Here is a 17741-nt window from a genome sequence, read left to right on the forward strand (position 1 = left end):
GAGAACCCCCTTCACAAGGAGTGTCAGCATGTCCATCGTCAACCGCGCCCGCCGCCACGCACTGCTTCTGTGCCTCGCCGGCACCGTTTCTTCCCTCGCGTGGGCCCAAGGCAGTGCACCGGCTACGTATAACGTCGGCGCGACCGCCACGGGCGTTCCGTTCACGTTCCTCGACGTCAAGACCAACACCATCCAGGGGATGATGGTCGATACGGTGACGGCGGTGGGCAAGGCAGGCGGCTTTCAGGTGAACGTGCAGCAGACCGCGTTCGCGGCCCTGATTCCGTCGCTGACCTCGAACAAGATCGACATCATCTCCGCGGCCATGCTCAAGACGCCCGCGCGCGAGCAGGTGGTGTCGTTCAGCGATCCGGTCTATTCGTACGGCGAAGGCCTGATGGTCAAGGCCGACGATGCCAAGGCGTACACGTCGCTCGACGATCTCAAGGGCGAAGTCGTCGGCGCGCAGGTCGGCACCGTCTTCCTCGACATGCTGAACAAGAAGGGCATCTTCAAGGAGGTGCGCAGCTACGACTCCATCGCCGACATGTCGCGCGATCTCTCGCTCGGCCGCATCAAGGCCGGCCTCGGCGATCAGCCGCTGATCGCCTATCAGATTCGCCAGAACGCGTTTCCAGGCGTGAAGCTCGTCGGCAGCTACAAGTCCGTCAACGTCGGCGACGTCTGCCTCGTCGTGCGGAAGGGCGACACCGAGACGCTCGCGCGCGTGAACAAGGCCATCGCCGCCATCAAGGCCGATGGCACGCTGGCGAAGATCGTGCAGAAGTGGGGCATGTAAGAGGATGGCGCTCGCAACCTTCCTCGAGAACGCGCGCGAGTTCCTGCCCATCCTGCTGAAAGGCGCGGTGGTCACGGTGGAGGTCACCGTGCTGTCGTTCCTGCTGAGCAGCGTGCTGGGGCTGGGCCTCGCGCTGATGAAACTGTCGCCGGTCCGCGCGTTGTCCGTCACCGGCTCCACGATCGTCAACGTGATTCGCGGGCTGCCGATCATCGTGCAGCTGTTCTATATCTATTTCGTGCTGCCCGATGCCGGCATTCACCTGACCGCGTTCCAGGCTGGCGTGATCGGCCTCGGTATCGCGTATTCCGCGTATCAGGCGGAGAACTTCCGCGCGGGCATCGAGGCCGTGGATCCCGGCCAGCGCGAAGCCGCGCAGGCCATGGGCATGCGCGGGCCGCTGATCCTGCGGCGCGTCATCCTCCCGCAGGCGTTCCGCATCGCGCTGCCGCCGTATGGCAACACCCTCGTGATGATGCTCAAGGACTCGTCGCTGGTCTCCACGATCACGGTGGCCGAGATGACGCGCGCCGGTCAGCTCATCGCCTCGTCGACGTTCCAGAACATGACCGTCTACACGCTCGTCGCGCTGCTGTACCTGCTGATGAGTTTGCCGCTCGTCTATGCGCTGCGCCGCGTGGAACACCGCTTTGGCGCCGGAAGGAAGCGACCATGATCGATATCGAGAACCTGCAGAAGCGATTTGGCGACCATCAGGTGCTGCATGGCGTAGACCTGCACGTGGACAAGGGTCAGGTCGTTTGCCTGATCGGTCCGTCGGGATCGGGCAAATCGACCGTACTGCGGTGCATCAACGGCCTCGAGTCCTATGAGGGCGGCGAGATCCGCGCGTTCGGCGAACGCGTGGACCGCGAGGGCCGCGACATTCACCGGCTGCGCAGCCGCATGGGCATGGTGTTCCAGCGCTTCAACCTGTTCCCGCATCGCACGGTGCTGGAGAACGTGATGGAAGGCCCGGTGTACGTGCGCGGGGAGTCGAAGCAGGCCGCACGCGAGCGCGCCATGGCATTGCTCGACAAGGTCGGCCTGGCGGCAAAGGCGGACGCACATCCCGCCCAGTTATCCGGCGGCCAGCAGCAGCGCGTGGCCATCGCGCGCGCGCTCGCCATGCAGCCGGAAGCGATGCTGTTCGACGAACCGACCTCCGCCCTCGACCCCGAACTTGTCGGCGACGTGCTGGAGGTCATGCGCAATCTCGCCAGGGAAGGCATGACGATGATCGTGGTGACGCACGAGATGGGCTTCGCGCGCGAGGTGGCGGACCGTGTCTGCTTTCTGCACGGCGGCAGGATCGTGGAGGAAGGACCGGCCGCGCAGGTGCTAGGCGCCCCGCGGCAGGCCCGCACGCAGGACTTCCTGCGCCGCGTGCTGCAGAAACCGGTGGATGCCGCGGGCGCGGGCGAAACAGAGAGCGTGTCATGACCCATCACACCATGACCGACAGCGCCATGAGCGGGCGCGCGTTGCCGCCGTCCCTGTGGGCCGCCACCGCCATCGAGGCGCCGCCGGCGCCGGCGCTGACGGCATCGGCGCGGGCCGATGTGCTGGTCATCGGCGCGGGGTTCACGGGGCTCTCCACCGCATTGCACCTCGCGGAGCAGGGGGCCGCCGTCCGCGTCGTCGATAGCCATCAGCCGGGCTGGGGCGCGTCCGGCCGCAATGGCGGCCAGGTCAATCCCACGCTCAAGTACGATCCCGACGAACTCGTACGCAAGTTCGGTGCCGCGCGCGCCGAGCCGCTGATCGATGCGATCTCGGGTTCCGCGGACCTCGTGTTCGACCTGATCGCGCGGCACCGCATCGATTGCCAGCCGGTCCGCGCGGGCTGGCTGCAGCTGGGCTACACGGCGAAGGCCGTGGACGGCATGCACGCGCGCGCGCGGCAGTGGGAGCGGCGGGGCGTCAAGGTGGAGATGCTAAACCGCGACGCCGTGGCCCGGCGCGTCGGCACCGATGCGTTCGCCGGCGGCTGGCTCGATGGCCGTGCCGGGGCGATCCAGCCGCTGTCGTATACCCGCGGGCTTGCCAACGCGGCCCAGCGCGCGGGAGCATCGATCCATGGCGACACCGCCGTGGTCTCGCTCGCGCGGCAGGCGGCGTCGGGGCAAGGCCGATGGAAAGCCACGCTCTCCACGGGGGCGACCGTGGAAGCGGAGCATGTAGTCATCGCGACCAATGGCTACACCGGGCCGCTATGGCCGGGCCTGTCCAGCACGCTCCTCACGGCCAACAGCTTTATCGTGGCCACGCGCCGGCTGTCTTCGGCCGCGGCGGACGCCATTCTCGCGCGCGGCGAAACGGCGTCGACGTCGCAGCGCCTGCTGCTGTATTTCCGCAAGGACAGCGAAGGGCGGTTGCTCATGGGCGGCCGAGGCTTCTTTGCCGATCCGCGGAGCCCTGACGATTTCGCGCATCTGGAGCGCTCGCTGGAGCTGCTGTTCCCGCAGCTGGGGCCGCTCGACTATGCATACCGCTGGAGCGGCCGCATCGCGGTCACGCGCGACTTCATGCCGCACGTGCACGAACCCGCCCCCGGCGTCACGGTCGCTGTCGGCTGTAACGGCCGCGGCATCGCGCTGTGCACGAGCTTCGGCAAGCATATTGCCGGACGGCTCACCGGTGAGGGCGCGGGGGCAGGCGACAGCTTCCCGTATCCCATCTCGCCGATCGTGCCGATCCCGATGCATGGCCTCCAGCGCTTCTATGTCGCCGCGGGGGTGGCGTGGTACAGCCTGCTCGATCGGTTCGGCTGAGCACGTTGTAGGAGGGGCGCCGATGGCATTTTGGTACCTCCGATGGAATGATGGGCACCTCTGCTTCGCAAGGGCGATCAAGCCATGTCGATCATCGGCCGTTACCAAGCCGGACGCGCCCCGCGTACCGCGATCTCTTTCGTCGCCCTGGTGGCGCTCGTGGTGCTGTCGGCCATCTGCGGCGCCGTCGTCTGGAACATTGCGGGGGACGACAGGCATATCGAGCGCCGGGTCGATCGCCTCTACAGCCTGGAGGACCCGCAGTTCGCGCATGAACTCGGCGTGCTGCTCGGGCCGCCCGTGGTCGATGGCAACCGCTATCGCGTGCTGCGCAACGGCGACGAAATCTTTCCCGCCATGCTGGAAGCGATCCGGCGCGCGCGGAAGACCATCAACTTCGAGTCCTATATCTACTGGTCCGGCGACATCGGCATGGCGTTCGCCGAAGCGCTGAGCGAACGTGCGCGCCATGGCGTCAAGGTGCAGGTGCTGCTCGATGCCGTCGGCAGCGCCAAGGTCGAGCAGTCTGTGCTGGACACGATGACGAATGCGGGCGTCGACGTCCGCATGTTCCACCCCGTGCGCTGGTACACGCTGAGCAAGCTCAACAACCGCACACACCGCAAGCTGCTGATCGTCGACGGCACCGTCGGCTTTACGGGTGGCGTGGGCATCGCGCCCGAGTGGACCGGCCATGCGCAGGACCCGGACCACTGGCGCGATACGCACTTCGAGGTGGAAGGGCCCGTGGTCGGCCAGATGCAGGCGGTATTCGTCGACAACTGGATCAAGGTGGCGGGCCGCGTCTCGCATGGTCCGGAATACTTCCCGCTGCCGAAGCCGGCCGGGGAAGGGCGCGCGCAGATGTTCAGCAGCTCGCCGACCGGCGGCAGCGAGAGCATGGCGCTCATGTACCAGCTCGCGATCACGGCCGCGAAATCCTCGATCGACCTGTCGGCCGCGTATTTCGTGCCGGACCGCGTCACCGAACATGCGCTGCTCGCCGCCATCGACCGCGGCGTGCGCGTGCGCATCATCGTGCCGGGCGAACACATCGACTCCGAGACTGTGCGCGCCGCATCGCGCCAGCGCTGGGGAGAACTGCTGAAACGCGGCGTTCTCATCGCTGAGTACAAGCCGACGATGTACCACTGCAAGGTGATGATCGTGGATGGGCTGCTGGTGTCCGTCGGCTCCACGAACTTCGACAACCGCTCGTTCCGGCTCAACGACGAGGCCACGCTGAACATCCTCGATCCCAAGTTCGCGGCCGAGCAGACCGCGATTTTCGAGGACGACCTCAAGCGCTCCCAGCCGATTACGTACGACGCGTGGAAGCAGCGCCCGTTGCGGCAGAAGTTTGCGGATGCGCTGTCGTCCCTGATTGGGGCGCAGCTTTGAGCGAGCCGTACCGGTTTGCGTACAGCCACGTGAACTCCGCGCCCAGCAGGAAGATCTGCGCGGAGTAATACACCCAGACCAGCACGATCACCAGCGAGCCGGCGGCCCCGTACCCTGACGCAACGCCGGTCTTGCCGATATACAGGCCGATCAGCACCTTGCCGATCGTGAAAAGGGTCGCCGTCACCAGGGCGCCGAGCCATACGTCCAGCCACCGGACCCTGGCGTGCGGCATGATCTTGTAGATCATCGCGAAGACCACCGTCGTGAGGCCAAAGCTCAGCAGCAGGTCGATACCGTGCGCCACGGCCTCCACCTCGCCATCCGTCGTCCACGCGCGTCCGAGCGCGGACACCGCCGCGCTGGCGACCAGGGAGACGATCAGCAGGAAGCCGATGCCGAGCACCATCCCGAACGACAGCACGCGCGTGCGAATCAGCTCGACGATGCCCGAAGCCTTCTTGCGCTCCGGAACGCGCCATATGCGATCGAGCGCGTCCTGAAGCTCGGCGAAGACCGTCGTCGCGCCAACGAACAGCGTGATGGCTCCGACGATCGCGGTGAGCGTGCCCGCGCCAGGCCGATTCAGCGACACGAGCATCGCCTCGATCGCCTCCGCGCCATCGGTGCCCACCAACCCGCCGATCTGCTGCACCACGGCGCCGCGCGCCGCATCCGCCCCGAACACGAGCCCCGCCACGCTGATGACGATCAGCAGCAGCGGCGCGACGGAGAACACGGTGTAGTAGGCCAGCGCCGCGCCCATGCTCGGCGCATAGTCGTCGAGCCATGCCGAGACCGTGTCTCTGAGCAGGATGAAGAAGTTTCTCGAGTGGGAAAGACCGGTGCGCCAGTTTTGCATGGCTGATGGGGCGCCCTCGGTTGGCGGACGCCGGGGAGTTCGAATGCCCGATGCGGGGCAATATCGATGCCAGCCGGTGCGAATCCTGAATCAGGAGCTACGGGCGTACAAAAACGATGGGCGTAAAAAAACCCCGCTGGGCGGGGTTTTTTATCAGGCGAGCAGCAAGCTTAGATCGCTTCGATCTTCGTTGCGGCCGGGCCCTTTTGGCCAACGCCAGCGACGTAGCGAACCTTCTGGCCTTCTGCGAGCGACTTGAAGCCGCTGCCCTGGATCTCGGAGAAGTGCGCGAACAGGTCGTTACCACCTGCGTCCGGGGTGATGAAGCCAAAGCCCTTTGCGTCGTTGAACCACTTAACGGTACCGGTTTCCATGTTGGATTCCTTAAAAGAGTTTCTCGGCCGGCAAAAACACCGCCGAGGCATGACGATCAAGGAAGCAACAATGAATGACGTAGCACGTCAGGTACTTCGAGCAACAACTTGAGATCCTGCGAGGACTGTTTATACAGAGGCTGGCCGTCCGCGTCAATGTATTTTTTTAGAGTCATCGCAATCGGGCGTGCACGGCGCGGCGCAAAGTGGGCAGCAAAGTGGCCTCGAACCACGGGTTTTGCCGCATCCAGAGCACCACGCGCCACGACGGATGCGGCAGCGGAAACACATTCGGCCCAAATGCCGCGAAATCGGCGACGGCCTCGGCCATCGAGCGCCTGGGCCGCCGAGGGAGGTAGGCGGCCTGCGCGTAACTGCCCACGAGCAGCGTCAGGCGGTCCGCCGGCAGGGCGTCCAGCACGCGCTGATGCCACAGCGGCGCACATTCGCGCCGTGGCGGCAGGTCTCCGCTGCCGCCTTTCCCGGGATAGCAGAACCCCATGGGCATCAGGGCAATTCGCGAGGCATCGTAGAACACCTCCTTGCCGATGCCGAGCCAGTCCCGCAGGCGATCGCCGCTGGCATCGTCGAACGGCACGCCGCTCGCATGCACGCGCGAGCCGGGCGCCTGGCCAACGATCAGGATGCGAGAGGTGGCGCTGAACTGCACCACCGGGCGCGGGCCGGCTTGCAGATGCGCGGCGCAGTGGGTGCATGCGGCGATGTCGCGCCGCAGGAGAGAAATCTTGTCCCGGGGGTGGGCGAGGTCGAGGGACAGCTTGGCTTCGGTATGGGGCACGGGCGCCATTTTACGCGTGTGGAGGCGAGCGCTCGGATCTTCGTTTCCTCGTCTCCAGCGGCGCGTGCGCCATATGCGGGAATAAAATTTCTCTATGCCGGGGATCCATGGCATGGCATTCCTTGAATGAGGTCATCCTTGGGCGATCTTGGAATCCACTTTCCGCGGGCGCGTCGTAGCATGACCGCTTCGTTCAGGAGATTGGAATCATGAGTACCGACACCCAGCGCTACTTCGACTACGCCGCCACCACGCCCGCCGACCTTCGCGTCATGGAGGCAATGTTTGGGTGCCTCGGGGCCGGAGGGGTGTTCGGGAATCCCGCGTCGAGTTCGCATACGGCGGGACTGAAGGCGAAACACCTCGTCGAAACGGCGCGTGCCCAGGTAGCGGATCTGATCGGTGCCGCGCCGTCGGAGATCGTATGGACGTCCGGTGCGACGGAGTCCAACAATCTGGCGCTCAAGGGTTTCTTCGAGGCCGAGCAGGGACGGCGTCATCTCGTGACCAGCAGCCTCGAGCACAAGGCGATTCTGGATACCGCCTCGCACCTCGAGCGGCGCGGGGCGTCGGTGACCTGCCTTGTGCCGGATGCGTCGGGCGAAATCACGGTGGCCGCGGTGGAGGCGGCGATCGGACGCGATACGGGACTTGTATCGCTGATGATGGTCAACAACGAGATCGGCACGCTGACCGACGTCGCCGCCATCTCACGTGTGGTGCATGCCGCCGGCGCGTTGCTGCACGTGGACGCCGCGCAGGCCGCGGGCAAGGTAGAGATCGACGTCAAGGCGATGGGCATCGATCTGCTGTCGATGTCGGCGCACAAGCTCTATGGTCCCAAGGGGATCGGCGCGCTCTATGTGAGCCGCGACGTGGCGCCGCGTATTGCCTGCCAGATGCATGGGGGCGGGCATGAGCAGGGCCTGCGGTCGGGCACGCTTCCCACGCATCAGATCGTCGGCATGGGGACGGCCTGCGAGGTGGCGCGCATGGAGATGGCGGCGGACAACGCCCGTATCGCGTCATTGAGCGCTCGGCTTCTGGCGGGCGTGGGCGCGTTGGAGATCGTGACGCAGAACGCCTGCGACGCGCCGCGCATTCCGCATACGCTGAGCCTGACGGTGGACTCGCCCAACTTCTTTCCGTTCATGCTGGCGGACGAGTTGGCCGTGTCGTCCACGTCGGCATGCAATTCGGCGGCGGGCAAGCCTTCGCACGTGCTGACCGGCATCGGGCTGAGCGCGGAAGCGGCGGAACGGACGGTGCGGTTGAGCCTTGGGCGATTTACCACCGAGGCGGACGTCGATGCCGCGGTCGCATCCTTCGGCAAGGCGATTGCGCAGTGCCGGGCGTTCGACGTGCCGCGGCAGAAGGTGGCGTAAGCCGCTGGCGCAACCCGCAAAAAAAAAACCCGCCGGGGGAGCCGGCGGGGAGCAGGGGGTGATTCGGGGGGTGTTTCAGGATGGGTCAGATCCTGAGTTCCAATGTAGTTCGCCCGAATCGGCCGCGCTGTCGGTGTCTGTCTGATATCGCACGGACGGTACTTTTGTCAGATATAAGCAATATTGGAGTTTCCCGGTAAGAATTGCAACCGTCACATCCGGATGGCCTTCGGCGGGGAATTCCTGCACCCGTTCTCCCCCTACATTGGAGGGGATTCGGAGAGGTGACATGTCATTCGGAGGTCATGCGTCGCGCGTAACCTCGCCGGCATTCGATCGCTTCGCATAGCACGAGGCGAACGCCCTTCACGCAAGGGTTTGACATTCGTAATGCCGGGGAGCTTTGCCATGACCATTCGTCAGCGCATCGTGCTGCTGATCGTCCTGATGTGTCTGGCGTTGACCGCAATAGGCGGTTACGCCGTACTGCAGACACGTTCCAGTGCATCCGAAGTGAAACGAGTCACCGAGGGCGTCGTACCCAGCGCGCTCGCGTCGGCCGACGTCGTGTCGCTCGTGAAGGACGTTCAACTCGCCACCATGGCGCTGGTGTACGCGCCCGATGCCAACCTGCTTTCGCAGGCACAGGATGATCTGAAGGCCCGCGAGGCCGCGTTGCGCGAAGCGCTCGGCAGACAGACGGCCAACGCCGCGACCCATGCGCAGAAGGGCCTCGTCGCGCAGGCCGGCGAAAGCCTTGCCAACTATTTCGACGCCATTCGCGAGACCGCGGAAATGAAGGCCGCGGGCCGCGACGAGATCGCGCAGGCGTTCCTGTTCGCCAACGTCGCGCGGTATCGCGACGAGATGGAGAAGATCGTCGATACCCTCCGCGTGGAAAAGAACCGCGAGAAGGACGACGCCATCGCGATGCTCAACGGCCAGCTTGACAGCGCCGCCGGGACCATCGGCGCGGTCAGCGCTGCCGCCGTGCTGCTGCTGTCGCTGGTCGAATGGATGCTATACCGCCAGATCGCCCGACCGCTCACGCGCATGCAGACGACGATGAGCGAGATCGCCGCAAGCCAGGATTTCACACGGCGCATCGAGGTGGGCCGCATGGACGAGATCGGCCATTCGATCGTCGCGTTCAACCAGATGATCGAGCGCATCCAGGAAGGCGCGTCGCTACTGCGGCAGAAGACCACCGATATCCAGGCGATCCTGCAGAACATGCAGCAGGGCATCCTGACCGTGGTCGATGGCGGCCTCGTCCATCCCGAGTATTCGGCCTATCTGGAACAGATCTTCGACACGCGCGACATCGCGGGCCGCAACTTCATGGCGCTCGTATTCGCCGATGCGGACCTCGGCGCCGATGCCCGCTCGCAGGTGGAGGCCGCCATCGACGCCTGCCTGGGGCAGGACGGCATCAACTTCGTGTTCAACGAACATCTTCTGCCGACCGAAGTCGAGAAGCGCATGGCGGACGGGCAGGTCAAGGTGCTGGACCTGAGCTGGTCCGCGATCACCGACGATGACGACATCATCGTCCGCCTGATGCTCTGCGTGCGCGACGTGACGCAACTGCGGGAGCTCGCGGCCGAAGCCAGCGAGCAGCGCCGCAGCCTGGAGATCATTGGCGAGATCCTGGCGCTCGGCGAAGAGAAGTTCCATCGGTTCATGGACAGCGCGCACGGCTTCGTGCACGAGAACGAGCACATCATCCGCCAGTCCACCGAGGCGGACGATGCCGCCATCGCCGCGCTGTTCCGCAACATGCATACCATCAAGGGCAATGCGCGCACGTACAAGCTGCTGCATTTGACCGACGTCGTGCATGAGGCCGAGCAGCGGCTGGAACTGCTGCGCAGCCTCGAGCGGGAGGCCCACGCGTGGAACCCCGATGCGCTGCTGAAGGACGTCGCGCGCGTGCGTGACACGCTCGCCCGTTATCGCAAGATTCATGAGGAAAAACTGAGCCGCGGAGGCGCCCGCGATGGCCTGGGCGGCGACTGGTCCGCGCGCGCGGCGCACCCGCAGGACGCGGTGGGCCATGTGCGAGAGAGCCTGAGGCTGCTCGAGGGCGCGCGGACGGACAGCCTTGCGGAGCTGGTCTCCATGCGCGCGGCGGTGCATCGCATCCTGCGCGTGCTCGATGCCTCAAGCCTGAGCGAGGTGCTGCAGCCCGTGGTCGAAGCGCTGCCGTCGCTGGCCGCCGAACTCGGCAAGGCCGCGCCGGAAGTCATCATTCAGGACAACGGCTACCGGCTGCGCGCGGAAGTCGCCGGCATGCTGGAGAACGTTTTCACGCATCTGCTGCGCAATGCGATCGACCATGGCATCGAGCCCGTGCAGGCGCGACTCGCGGCCGGCAAGCCCGTCGCGGGAACGATCCGCATCGACGCAGGCGTCGATGGGCAGACGCTGCAGATCACCGTCGCCGACGATGGCCGCGGCCTCGCGCTGGCGAGGATCCGGGCGACGGCGGTCGAACGGGGCTGGGTCGCGGATGACGCGGTGCTCGGCGACGAGGCGATTGCCCAGTTCATCTTCCATCCGGGTTTCTCGACGGCCGATACGGTGACGAAGATCTCCGGCCGCGGTGTGGGCATGGACGCCGTCCGCGAGTTCCTGAGCCGCTCGGGCGGCACCATCGAACTGCGCTTCACTGACAACCACGCGGGTGCGTCGTTCCGCCACTTCCAGACGGTGGTGAGCCTGCCGGGCAAGTTTGCCGTGGATAGCGTGGCGGCCCTGGCGGAGACGCCGGCATCGATGACGCTGCAGGCGCCCTATTGAAGGAAGGAGTAGGCGGGATGATCGAGTATGGAATCGGCATGCTGGCCGGGGCGGCAGCCATGGCCGCGGCCGGTGGCCTTGCATGGCGCCGCCATGCGCGCCGTATGCGGGCACTGGCCGGCATCCAGCGCGACGACGCCGTCGCGCCGCTGGAACAGGCCAATGCGACGCTGCACGCTGACCTGGAACGTTGCGAGCAGGACCTGCAAACGCTGCATGAATCACTGCGCCGCGTGGAGGCCGCCGCCGCCGAAGAGTCCGCGATGCTGGCGCAGCGCGATGCAGAGCGCGCGGAAACCGCCCGGCAGCAGGCGGCGGCGCGGGAACAGGCCCGCCGCATCGCCGAGGAAACACAGCGTCTGCGCGGCCTTGCGCATACATTCGAGCGCTGGCACGAGCAGATGATCTCGCTGATGGCGCGCAATGAGGCGATGCACGCGCAGAACATGGAACTGTCGTCGATCGTGCGGCACGTCGTCATCGTGTCGCTGAACGCCTCGATCGAGGCTGCGCGCGCCGGTGCGGCGGGACGCGGTTTCGGCGTGGTTGCGGGCGAGGTGCGCGCGCTGGCGGCCCGGTCGGAGGCACTGTCGAAAAGCTACGGCGACAGCCTGCATCAAAGCGATCTGACGACGACGGCGACCTTCCAGGATATCCAGGCCGGCGGCAAGATGGTGACGGCCGCGCTGTCCAGCGTCGCGATGATGGCCCAACGGCTCGAGGAGGCTTGCGCGTGCGCGACGGTCTGATCAGCACGCGGGCGCGGCAGAGCCTGGAGACGGTGCTGGAGCGCGCGGTGCGCGCGCGGCTGGTGCTGCGCGAAGGCGATCACTGCACGATCGCACGCGCAGGCGGGCCGGATGCCGGGGGTGTGTTCGACGACAGCGGGGTGGACGACAGCTGGGTGGACGACATCGTGGTCGTCCTGACCATCGCGTCGATGGGCTTCCGCTACATGATGTTCCTGCGGTTCCGCGACGATCCGGCATCGGCGGCTTATTTTTCGGCTTACTTTTCGGATCACTTTTCGGCGGACATCGCGCCGGGCCGCCCGTTGCGCGATGCGTTGCTGGAACTTGGCAATCTCTGCTGCGGGGCGGTCAATCAGGAACTCGGCCGGCATTTCCCCGATCTCGGCATGTCCACGCCCTATGTGCTCGGTGGCCACAGCCTTGCGTATGTCGACAGCCTGCAGCCCGACTATCGCGCCGATCTTGTCGCGTCCATCTCTGTTGCGTCGATCGAAAGCGCGGTGACGGTGGGCGCCACGATGTGCCTGTTTACGCGCGTGCCGATCGACTTCCATGCCGGAGACGACGTGGAGATGGCGGGCAGCGACGGCGCGCTCGAACTGTTTTGATTTTCAGCAGGAGAAGACCTTGGCAAAGATTCTGGTGGTGGACGATTCGAGCGCGGTGCGCGACGAAGTGGCGGGCTTTTTGCGCGGCAATGGCCTCGATGTGCAGATCGCCGTGGATGGCCGGGACGGGCTGTCGCGCCTCAAGGCTGACCCGGGCATCCGCCTGATCATCAGCGACGTCAACATGCCGAACATGGACGGCCTGACGATGGTCGAGAAGATCCGCGGCGAGCTCGGCAACAAGAGCGTCAACGTGGTGATGCTGACCACCGAGAGCAGTCCCGCGATGAAGGAACGCGGCAAGGCGGCCGGCGTGAAGGGCTGGATCGTCAAGCCGTTCAAGGGGGCCGCCGTGCTGGAGGGGCTCAAGAAGCTGGCGATCTGAGGCGGGCTGGCGGCCCCTCAGCGCGCGGACTGGCGCACGTAGTGCGCCAGCGCCGTCGCCAGACGGGCGATCTCGTCGTCGCTCGTGTAGTAGTGGGGCGTCAGCCGCAGCAGCGTGCGCGCATCGGGCGAGCCGAACGCCCACGGCGTGTGCTGAAGCCCCACGGCTGCCGTATGGATCTCCTGCGCGCGCAGCGCCTCACCGAGAATTTCCGCGCCCGATCGAGGCGACGGCGACATCAGGGTCGCCACGTCATAGGTGATGAGCGCACTGTTGTCGGCGCCGGCCGCCTCGCGCGGCAGCCATCCGCAGGCGTCTTCGATGGCCCTGACGACCCGCCCGCGCACCTGCGCGATCGTGCCCGCGATCCGGTCGAGCCCGACCTGCCGCGCATAATCGCTGGCCGCGCGGAACGCGAGCTTGAGGCCGGGATGCATCTCGCTCGGCTCGAAGCGCGTCGCGCCCTCCCGGATATGCATGGTGGCATCGCCCGTCCCGTCCGCGGACCAGAAGGCGCCACGCACGTCGAGCCCATCGGGCAGGTCGAGCCGCCGCAGCGCCCGCGCCGAGTAATGGGCGCCGGCCATGCCGCGCGGCCCGCGCAGCCATTTGCGCGGCGGAAACAGCAGCACGTCGGCGCCGCTTGCGTGGACATCGAACGGCCGCTGGCCGATCAGATGGCTCGCATCGAGCAGGAACAGCCCGTCATGCGCATGCACGAGTTCCGCGACGCCGTCGAGCGCGACGACGGTGCCGAACGTTGCCGACACCGCTGGCACTGATACCACGGGCATCGCACCGCGCGCCACGCCTTGGAGCGCGTGCCGCAACGTTTCGGTCAACGGAATGTCGCGATCGTCCGGCAATACGGTCAACGCAATCCGTCCCTTGCGCAGCGCCACGCGCAGGTATGCCGCGTTGGCCGCGTACTCGCTGGCGGCACTGATCACATGGACGGGCCGCTCGGCCTGCAAGGCGGCGCTCAGCGCCGTTGCCCATGCCGCACTGGCTGAAGGGGCCAATGCAATCGAATCCCCAGGCACGTCGAGCAACCGCGCGATGCTCGCATGCACGTCGCCGAGCGCCTCCGCGTGTTCGGCCAGCGCGCGATGCGGGCCGACGGCGCGTTCTCGGTCAAGCCAGCCGGCCAACGCGTCGAGCACCGGCGCGGGGGCGAGGCTCGCGGAACCGTTATTGAAATGGGCGGTGGCGCCATAGCTGGGGGTCTCGCGTCGGATACGCGCCAGCGCCTCGTCGTCGAGCGCGCGCCATGACCGGTGTCCGGAAGTCTGCATACGATGTCCTCGCCAATGTCTCTCGCATGGTACTAGAACGCTCGGCACGGTCCTTGCGCCGGAGGTCGGATCGGATAACAGGATGGGAGACTGGCATGGCAAAGGCATCGCACGCATCGAAGGTGGCGAAGGGCGATAAGGTTCGCTGGCAAACGTCGCAAGGGCCGACCGAGGGCACCGTCACGCGCAGGGTGACGGCGACCGCCAAGGCCGGCGGCCACACGGCCAAAGCGACGCCATCCGAACCCCAATATGAAGTCAAGAGCGCCCGAAGCGGCAAAAAAGCGATCCACAAGGCAGATGCGCTGAAGAAGATCCGCTGACGCCGGTGCACGCACCTTGCATGTCGGAGGCTTCCGCGTAGAATACTGTATATCCATACAGTATCCGGTTGCAGCCCCATGGAACTGCTGACAAAGCTCGAAATTTTGGCGGATGCCGCCAAGTACGACGCCTCCTGCGCGAGTAGCGGCGCGCCCAAACGCGACTCGAAGGGACGTGAAGGTCTGGGCGCCAGTACGGGCGCGGGGATCTGCCACAGCTTCACCCCGGACGGGCGCTGCGTCTCGCTCCTCAAGATCCTGCTCACCAATTTCTGCCAGTACGATTGCCAATATTGCGTGAACCGGCGGTCCAGCAATGTGCCGCGGGCGCGATTTCTGCCGAGCGAGGTTGTCGACCTGACGCTCGATTTTTATCGCCGCAACTATATCGACGGGCTGTTCCTGAGTTCGGGGATCATCCGCAGCGCCGACTACACGATGGAGCAACTGGTCGAGGTCGCACGCGCGCTGCGCGAGGATCATCAGTTTCGCGGCTACATCCATCTGAAGACGATTCCCGACGCCGATCCGAAGCTGATCGACGCGGCAGGCCGTCATGCCGACCGGCTCAGCGTGAATATCGAACTGCCCACGGATGGCGGGCTGCAGCGGCTTGCGCCCGAGAAGAACGCGCATACGATCAAGCGCGCGATGGGCACGATCCGGCTGGCGCAGGAAGAAGCCGAGCACGAGACACGCGCGCCGCATCACGCGCCGGTGAGGGCGCCGGCGGGGCAGAGCACGCAGATGATCGTCGGCGCGGATGAAGCGGACGACCGGACGATCCTGCAGACGGCGCAGACGCTGTATGGCGCGTACAAGCTCAAGCGTGTCTATTACTCGGCGTTCAGTCCGATTCCGGACAGTCCCAACGGTCTGCCGGCCAAGGCGCCGCCGCTGTTGCGCGAGCATCGGCTGTATCAGGCGGACTTTCTGTTGCGCGGCTATGGGTTTGGGGCCGAGGAACTGTTCCAGAAGGATGGCGACCTGCCGCTCGATATCGACCCCAAGCTGGCCTGGGCGTTGGCGCATCGGGAGTCGTTTCCCGTGGATCTCAATCGCGCGCCGCAGCGGATGATTGCGCGCGTGCCGGGTATCGGCATGCGGAATGCGAAGCGGATCGCGGAGCTTCGTCGGCTGCGCGCGGTGCGATATCAGGATCTCGTGCGGTTGCGGTGCGCGATGGATACGGTCAAGCCGTTCATCGTGGTGCAGGACTACAAGCCTTCTCTGGCGGATCCGACGTCGGAGCAGCTTCGGCGCGCGTTGGGGAAGATCGACAAACACGCGCAGCAGCCGGCGCAGCAGCAGCTCGTCTTGTTATGACCATGGCGACGCGCACGCTCGTCGTCGAGTGCGCGGTCGACGGCGGTTATGGTGCTTGGCGCGAGCAGGCGCTGCGCGCGCTCGCCGCGCGGTGGGCGCCGGAAACGGTCACGTGGATCGAACGCGGGCCCGGCCGGGCGACAGCCATGGAACAACTCGCGCTCGGCGACGCGCCGGCGGCGCTGTGGGATGACGTCAATGCCAACGCCAACGCCCACGCCAACGCCCACGCCAACGCCAACGCCAACGCCGACGCCAACGCCGACGCCGACGCGAAGTCAGACGCTATTGCGGACACGGGCGCACCCGCGCCGCCCGCCCCGCAGGTCCGCATCTCCAAAGCCCTCGCACAACTGCTGCGCGATGCGGCGCGTTTCCGCTCGGCGGAGCGGTGGGCCTTCCTGTACCGCGTGCTCTGGCGCTGGCAGGCAGGCGACCGTGCCGTCGCCTCGGCCGCCGACGAGGACGGCGCACGCCTGCATGCGATGGCGAAATCCGTCCGCCGCGCGATGCACGACATGATCGCGTACGTCCGTTTTCGCGAGGTCGGCGGCCCGCCCCCCGGGCCCGAAGCCGACGCCATCGCCGCGGGCGAAGTCGCGGGCGATCTCCCGCAGTTCGTCGCGTGGTACGAGCCCGACCACGACGTACTCGGGGAAGCCGCCGAGCACTTCGCCAAACGCATGGGCACCGCCTCGTGGTGGATCGGCACGCCACAAGGCGCGGCTTTATGGAACGGCCAGTCGATGCAGCTATCGGCCGCGCCCGAAGACACTGGTGCCTCGAACGCCGCCGCCATGCGCTCCGCCGCAAAAGGAGACCGCGCCGAGCCGCTCTGGCTCGCCTACTACCGCAGCACGTTCAACCCCGCCCGCATCAACGAGGCCGCGCTGCATCAGCACATGCCCGTGCGGTTCTGGAAAGGCCTCCCCGAGGGCGCGCTGATTCCCGGCATGGTCGCCGAAGCCCGCAACGGCGCCCGCCGCGTGGCGCAAGCCAGCACCGTCGGGACGATGCGCGGGAAGCAGGTGGCCGTTGAAGCGGAACAGGCGCTGCCGCAGCGCGCGGCCCCGACGTCGCTCGACCAGTGCCGGCGCTGCGAGCTCTGGGAACATGCGACGCAGGCCGTCGCGGGTCTCGGTCCGGCGTCGGCGCGCATCATGCTCGTGGGCGAGCAGCCCGGCGATCAGGAAGACCTGGCCGGGCGCCCCTTCGTCGGCCCGGCCGGCAAGGTGCTCCACGACGCGATGCGCCGCGCGGGGGTGGCGCCAGAGTCGGTCTTCATGACCAACGCGGTGAAGCACTTCAAATGGGTCGCGAACGGCAAGCGCCGCTTGCACAAGACTCCGGCGCAGCGGGAGGTTGACGCCTGCGCTCATTGGCTCGAGCAGGAGCGCGCGACTGTGCGGCCGGCGGTCATCGTCACGCTGGGCGCCACGGCGCTGCGCGCGATCCTTGGGCACAAGGCGGAACTGCGCGATTACCTCGACACGCCCGTGCGTACGGACGACGGCACGTGGCTTGTGGCCACCTGGCACCCGTCGTATGCGCTGCGCGCGCGCGAACCGGGCGCGCCGGAAAAGATCGCCGCCGCGATCGAAGCCGCCATGGCGTGCGCGCGCCGGCTCGCGGCCGGCTGAGTCATTTCCCCGTCGAATATCTTCGATTACGGAAATAAATTTCCGGAATGCCGGCGGCCCCACCAGAATGGGTATGCGGACAGATGGCGATGGTGGACCCGGATGCTGCCACGAATGCAGGCACCCAAGCACGATTTCACAGGGTTTAACCACGCCGGGCCGTCCGGACTGCTAGCGTCTAGGGTGATACCGATGCGAGCCCCATGTGATCCCCAC

The 17741-nt window shown here is 66.4% G+C and carries 16 protein-coding genes and 1 pseudogene; 13 read left to right on the forward strand and 4 right to left on the reverse strand.

Going from position 1 to position 17741, the window contains the following annotated elements; genetic code table 11:
* Window positions 1–28: 28 nt before the first annotated feature.
* The 5 genes from KHP16_RS13335 to KHP16_RS13355 all read left to right on the forward strand — a co-directional run bounded on the left by KHP16_RS13335 (window position 29) and on the right by KHP16_RS13355 (window position 4974).
* Window positions 29–799 carry an ABC transporter substrate-binding protein gene (locus tag KHP16_RS13335; protein WP_109582852.1) on the forward strand — a complete coding sequence of 257 codons (771 nt, stop codon included), beginning with the start codon at window positions 29–31 and terminating at the stop codon, window positions 797–799.
* Window positions 800–803: 4 nt separating this feature from the next.
* The gene (locus KHP16_RS13340; RefSeq protein WP_109582851.1) at window positions 804–1475 is read left to right on the forward strand and encodes an amino acid ABC transporter permease; all 672 of its coding nucleotides are present in this window, start codon (window positions 804–806) and stop codon (window positions 1473–1475) included.
* Window positions 1472–2242 (forward strand): amino acid ABC transporter ATP-binding protein, encoded by a 771-nt coding sequence (locus tag KHP16_RS13345; protein ID WP_109582850.1) that lies wholly within the window; start codon window positions 1472–1474, stop codon window positions 2240–2242. The genes KHP16_RS13340 and KHP16_RS13345 overlap by 4 nt, the downstream gene beginning before the upstream one ends.
* A gap of 26 nt (window positions 2243–2268) precedes the next feature.
* Window positions 2269–3573 carry an NAD(P)/FAD-dependent oxidoreductase gene (locus KHP16_RS13350; protein WP_430392568.1) on the forward strand — a complete coding sequence of 435 codons (1305 nt, stop codon included), beginning with the start codon at window positions 2269–2271 and terminating at the stop codon, window positions 3571–3573.
* Between the two features lie 84 nt (window positions 3574–3657).
* On the forward strand, window positions 3658–4974 hold the full coding sequence (locus KHP16_RS13355) for a phospholipase D-like domain-containing protein (RefSeq protein ID WP_109582848.1): 1317 nt from the start codon (window positions 3658–3660) through the stop codon (window positions 4972–4974).
* Here KHP16_RS13355 and KHP16_RS13360 read toward each other — a convergent pair.
* From KHP16_RS13360 to KHP16_RS13370, 3 genes are all read right to left on the reverse strand, one after another.
* A complete protein-coding gene (locus KHP16_RS13360) occupies window positions 4892–5836 on the reverse strand; it encodes a YihY/virulence factor BrkB family protein (RefSeq protein ID WP_211960367.1) in 945 nt (314 codons plus the stop codon). The two genes, KHP16_RS13355 and KHP16_RS13360, sit on opposite strands and share 83 nt — an antisense overlap.
* Before the next feature lie 170 nt (window positions 5837–6006).
* A complete protein-coding gene (locus KHP16_RS13365) occupies window positions 6007–6210 on the reverse strand; it encodes a cold-shock protein (RefSeq protein ID WP_109582846.1) in 204 nt (67 codons plus the stop codon).
* 172 nt (window positions 6211–6382) lie between these two features.
* Entirely contained in the window at window positions 6383–7018 is a 636-nt protein-coding gene (locus tag KHP16_RS13370; protein WP_211960368.1) for a uracil-DNA glycosylase family protein, read from the reverse strand.
* 200 nt (window positions 7019–7218) lie between these two features.
* On the opposite strand from KHP16_RS13370, the pseudogene KHP16_RS13375 reads away from it, so the two are divergent.
* The 5 genes and pseudogenes from KHP16_RS13375 to KHP16_RS13395 all read left to right on the forward strand — a co-directional run.
* A pseudogene (locus tag KHP16_RS13375) lies at window positions 7219–8364 on the forward strand (cysteine desulfurase family protein); the annotation flags it as partial.
* 438 nt (window positions 8365–8802) lie between these two features.
* Window positions 8803–11196, forward strand: coding sequence for an ATP-binding protein (locus KHP16_RS13380; protein WP_211960370.1), 2394 nt, complete (start codon window positions 8803–8805; stop codon window positions 11194–11196).
* 38 nt (window positions 11197–11234) lie between these two features.
* Entirely contained in the window at window positions 11235–11945 is a 711-nt protein-coding gene (locus KHP16_RS13385; protein ID WP_415926785.1) for a methyl-accepting chemotaxis protein, read from the forward strand.
* On the forward strand, window positions 11930–12556 hold the full coding sequence (locus KHP16_RS13390) for a hypothetical protein (protein WP_244835786.1): 627 nt from the start codon (window positions 11930–11932) through the stop codon (window positions 12554–12556). Before KHP16_RS13385 ends, KHP16_RS13390 begins: the two co-directional genes overlap by 16 nt.
* A 19-nt stretch (window positions 12557–12575) precedes the next feature.
* Window positions 12576–12941 carry a response regulator gene (locus tag KHP16_RS13395; protein ID WP_109582841.1) on the forward strand — a complete coding sequence of 122 codons (366 nt, stop codon included), beginning with the start codon at window positions 12576–12578 and terminating at the stop codon, window positions 12939–12941.
* Window positions 12942–12958: 17 nt separating this feature from the next.
* Here KHP16_RS13395 and KHP16_RS13400 read toward each other — a convergent pair whose 3' ends face one another.
* The gene (locus tag KHP16_RS13400; RefSeq protein WP_211960372.1) at window positions 12959–14236 is read right to left on the reverse strand and encodes an aminotransferase class V-fold PLP-dependent enzyme; all 1278 of its coding nucleotides are present in this window, start codon (window positions 14234–14236) and stop codon (window positions 12959–12961) included.
* 95 nt (window positions 14237–14331) lie between these two features.
* Here KHP16_RS13400 and KHP16_RS13405 point away from each other — a divergent pair, with 95 nt between their 5' ends.
* From KHP16_RS13405 to KHP16_RS13415, 3 genes are all read left to right on the forward strand, one after another.
* Entirely contained in the window at window positions 14332–14559 is a 228-nt protein-coding gene (locus tag KHP16_RS13405; RefSeq protein WP_211960373.1) for a hypervirulence associated TUDOR domain-containing protein, read from the forward strand.
* A 78-nt stretch (window positions 14560–14637) separates the two neighbouring features.
* A complete protein-coding gene (locus tag KHP16_RS13410) occupies window positions 14638–15885 on the forward strand; it encodes a putative DNA modification/repair radical SAM protein (protein WP_211960374.1) in 1248 nt (415 codons plus the stop codon).
* A complete protein-coding gene (locus KHP16_RS13415; protein WP_244835787.1) occupies window positions 15882–17525 on the forward strand; it encodes a UdgX family uracil-DNA binding protein in 1644 nt (547 codons plus the stop codon). The genes KHP16_RS13410 and KHP16_RS13415 overlap by 4 nt, the downstream gene beginning before the upstream one ends.
* Window positions 17526–17741 lie beyond the last annotated feature (216 nt).

The organism is Cupriavidus plantarum (assembly GCF_905397285.1).
Lineage (GTDB): Bacteria > Pseudomonadota > Gammaproteobacteria > Burkholderiales > Burkholderiaceae > Cupriavidus > Cupriavidus plantarum.

What these genes read in the sequence shown, in the direction of transcription:
- KHP16_RS13335 (WP_109582852.1), top strand. Translation starts at nt 29, where the DNA reads ATGTCCATCGTCAACCGCGCCCGCCGCCACGCACTGCTTCTGTGCCTC.
- KHP16_RS13340 (WP_109582851.1), top strand. Translation starts at nt 804, where the DNA reads ATGGCGCTCGCAACCTTCCTCGAGAACGCGCGCGAGTTCCTGCCCATC.
- KHP16_RS13345 (WP_109582850.1), top strand. Translation starts at nt 1,472, where the DNA reads ATGATCGATATCGAGAACCTGCAGAAGCGATTTGGCGACCATCAGGTG.
- KHP16_RS13350 (WP_430392568.1), top strand. Translation starts at nt 2,269, where the DNA reads ATGAGCGGGCGCGCGTTGCCGCCGTCCCTGTGGGCCGCCACCGCCATC.
- KHP16_RS13355 (WP_109582848.1), top strand. Translation starts at nt 3,658, where the DNA reads ATGTCGATCATCGGCCGTTACCAAGCCGGACGCGCCCCGCGTACCGCG.
- KHP16_RS13360 (WP_211960367.1), bottom strand. Translation starts at nt 5,836, where the DNA reads ATGCAAAACTGGCGCACCGGTCTTTCCCACTCGAGAAACTTCTTCATC.
- KHP16_RS13365 (WP_109582846.1), bottom strand. Translation starts at nt 6,210, where the DNA reads ATGGAAACCGGTACCGTTAAGTGGTTCAACGACGCAAAGGGCTTTGGC.
- KHP16_RS13370 (WP_211960368.1), bottom strand. Translation starts at nt 7,018, where the DNA reads ATGGCGCCCGTGCCCCATACCGAAGCCAAGCTGTCCCTCGACCTCGCC.
- KHP16_RS13380 (WP_211960370.1), top strand. Translation starts at nt 8,803, where the DNA reads ATGACCATTCGTCAGCGCATCGTGCTGCTGATCGTCCTGATGTGTCTG.
- KHP16_RS13385 (WP_415926785.1), top strand. Translation starts at nt 11,235, where the DNA reads ATGCTGGCCGGGGCGGCAGCCATGGCCGCGGCCGGTGGCCTTGCATGG.
- KHP16_RS13400 (WP_211960372.1), bottom strand. Translation starts at nt 14,236, where the DNA reads ATGCAGACTTCCGGACACCGGTCATGGCGCGCGCTCGACGACGAGGCG.
- KHP16_RS13405 (WP_211960373.1), top strand. Translation starts at nt 14,332, where the DNA reads ATGGCAAAGGCATCGCACGCATCGAAGGTGGCGAAGGGCGATAAGGTT.
- KHP16_RS13410 (WP_211960374.1), top strand. Translation starts at nt 14,638, where the DNA reads ATGGAACTGCTGACAAAGCTCGAAATTTTGGCGGATGCCGCCAAGTAC.
- KHP16_RS13415 (WP_244835787.1), top strand. Translation starts at nt 15,882, where the DNA reads ATGACCATGGCGACGCGCACGCTCGTCGTCGAGTGCGCGGTCGACGGC.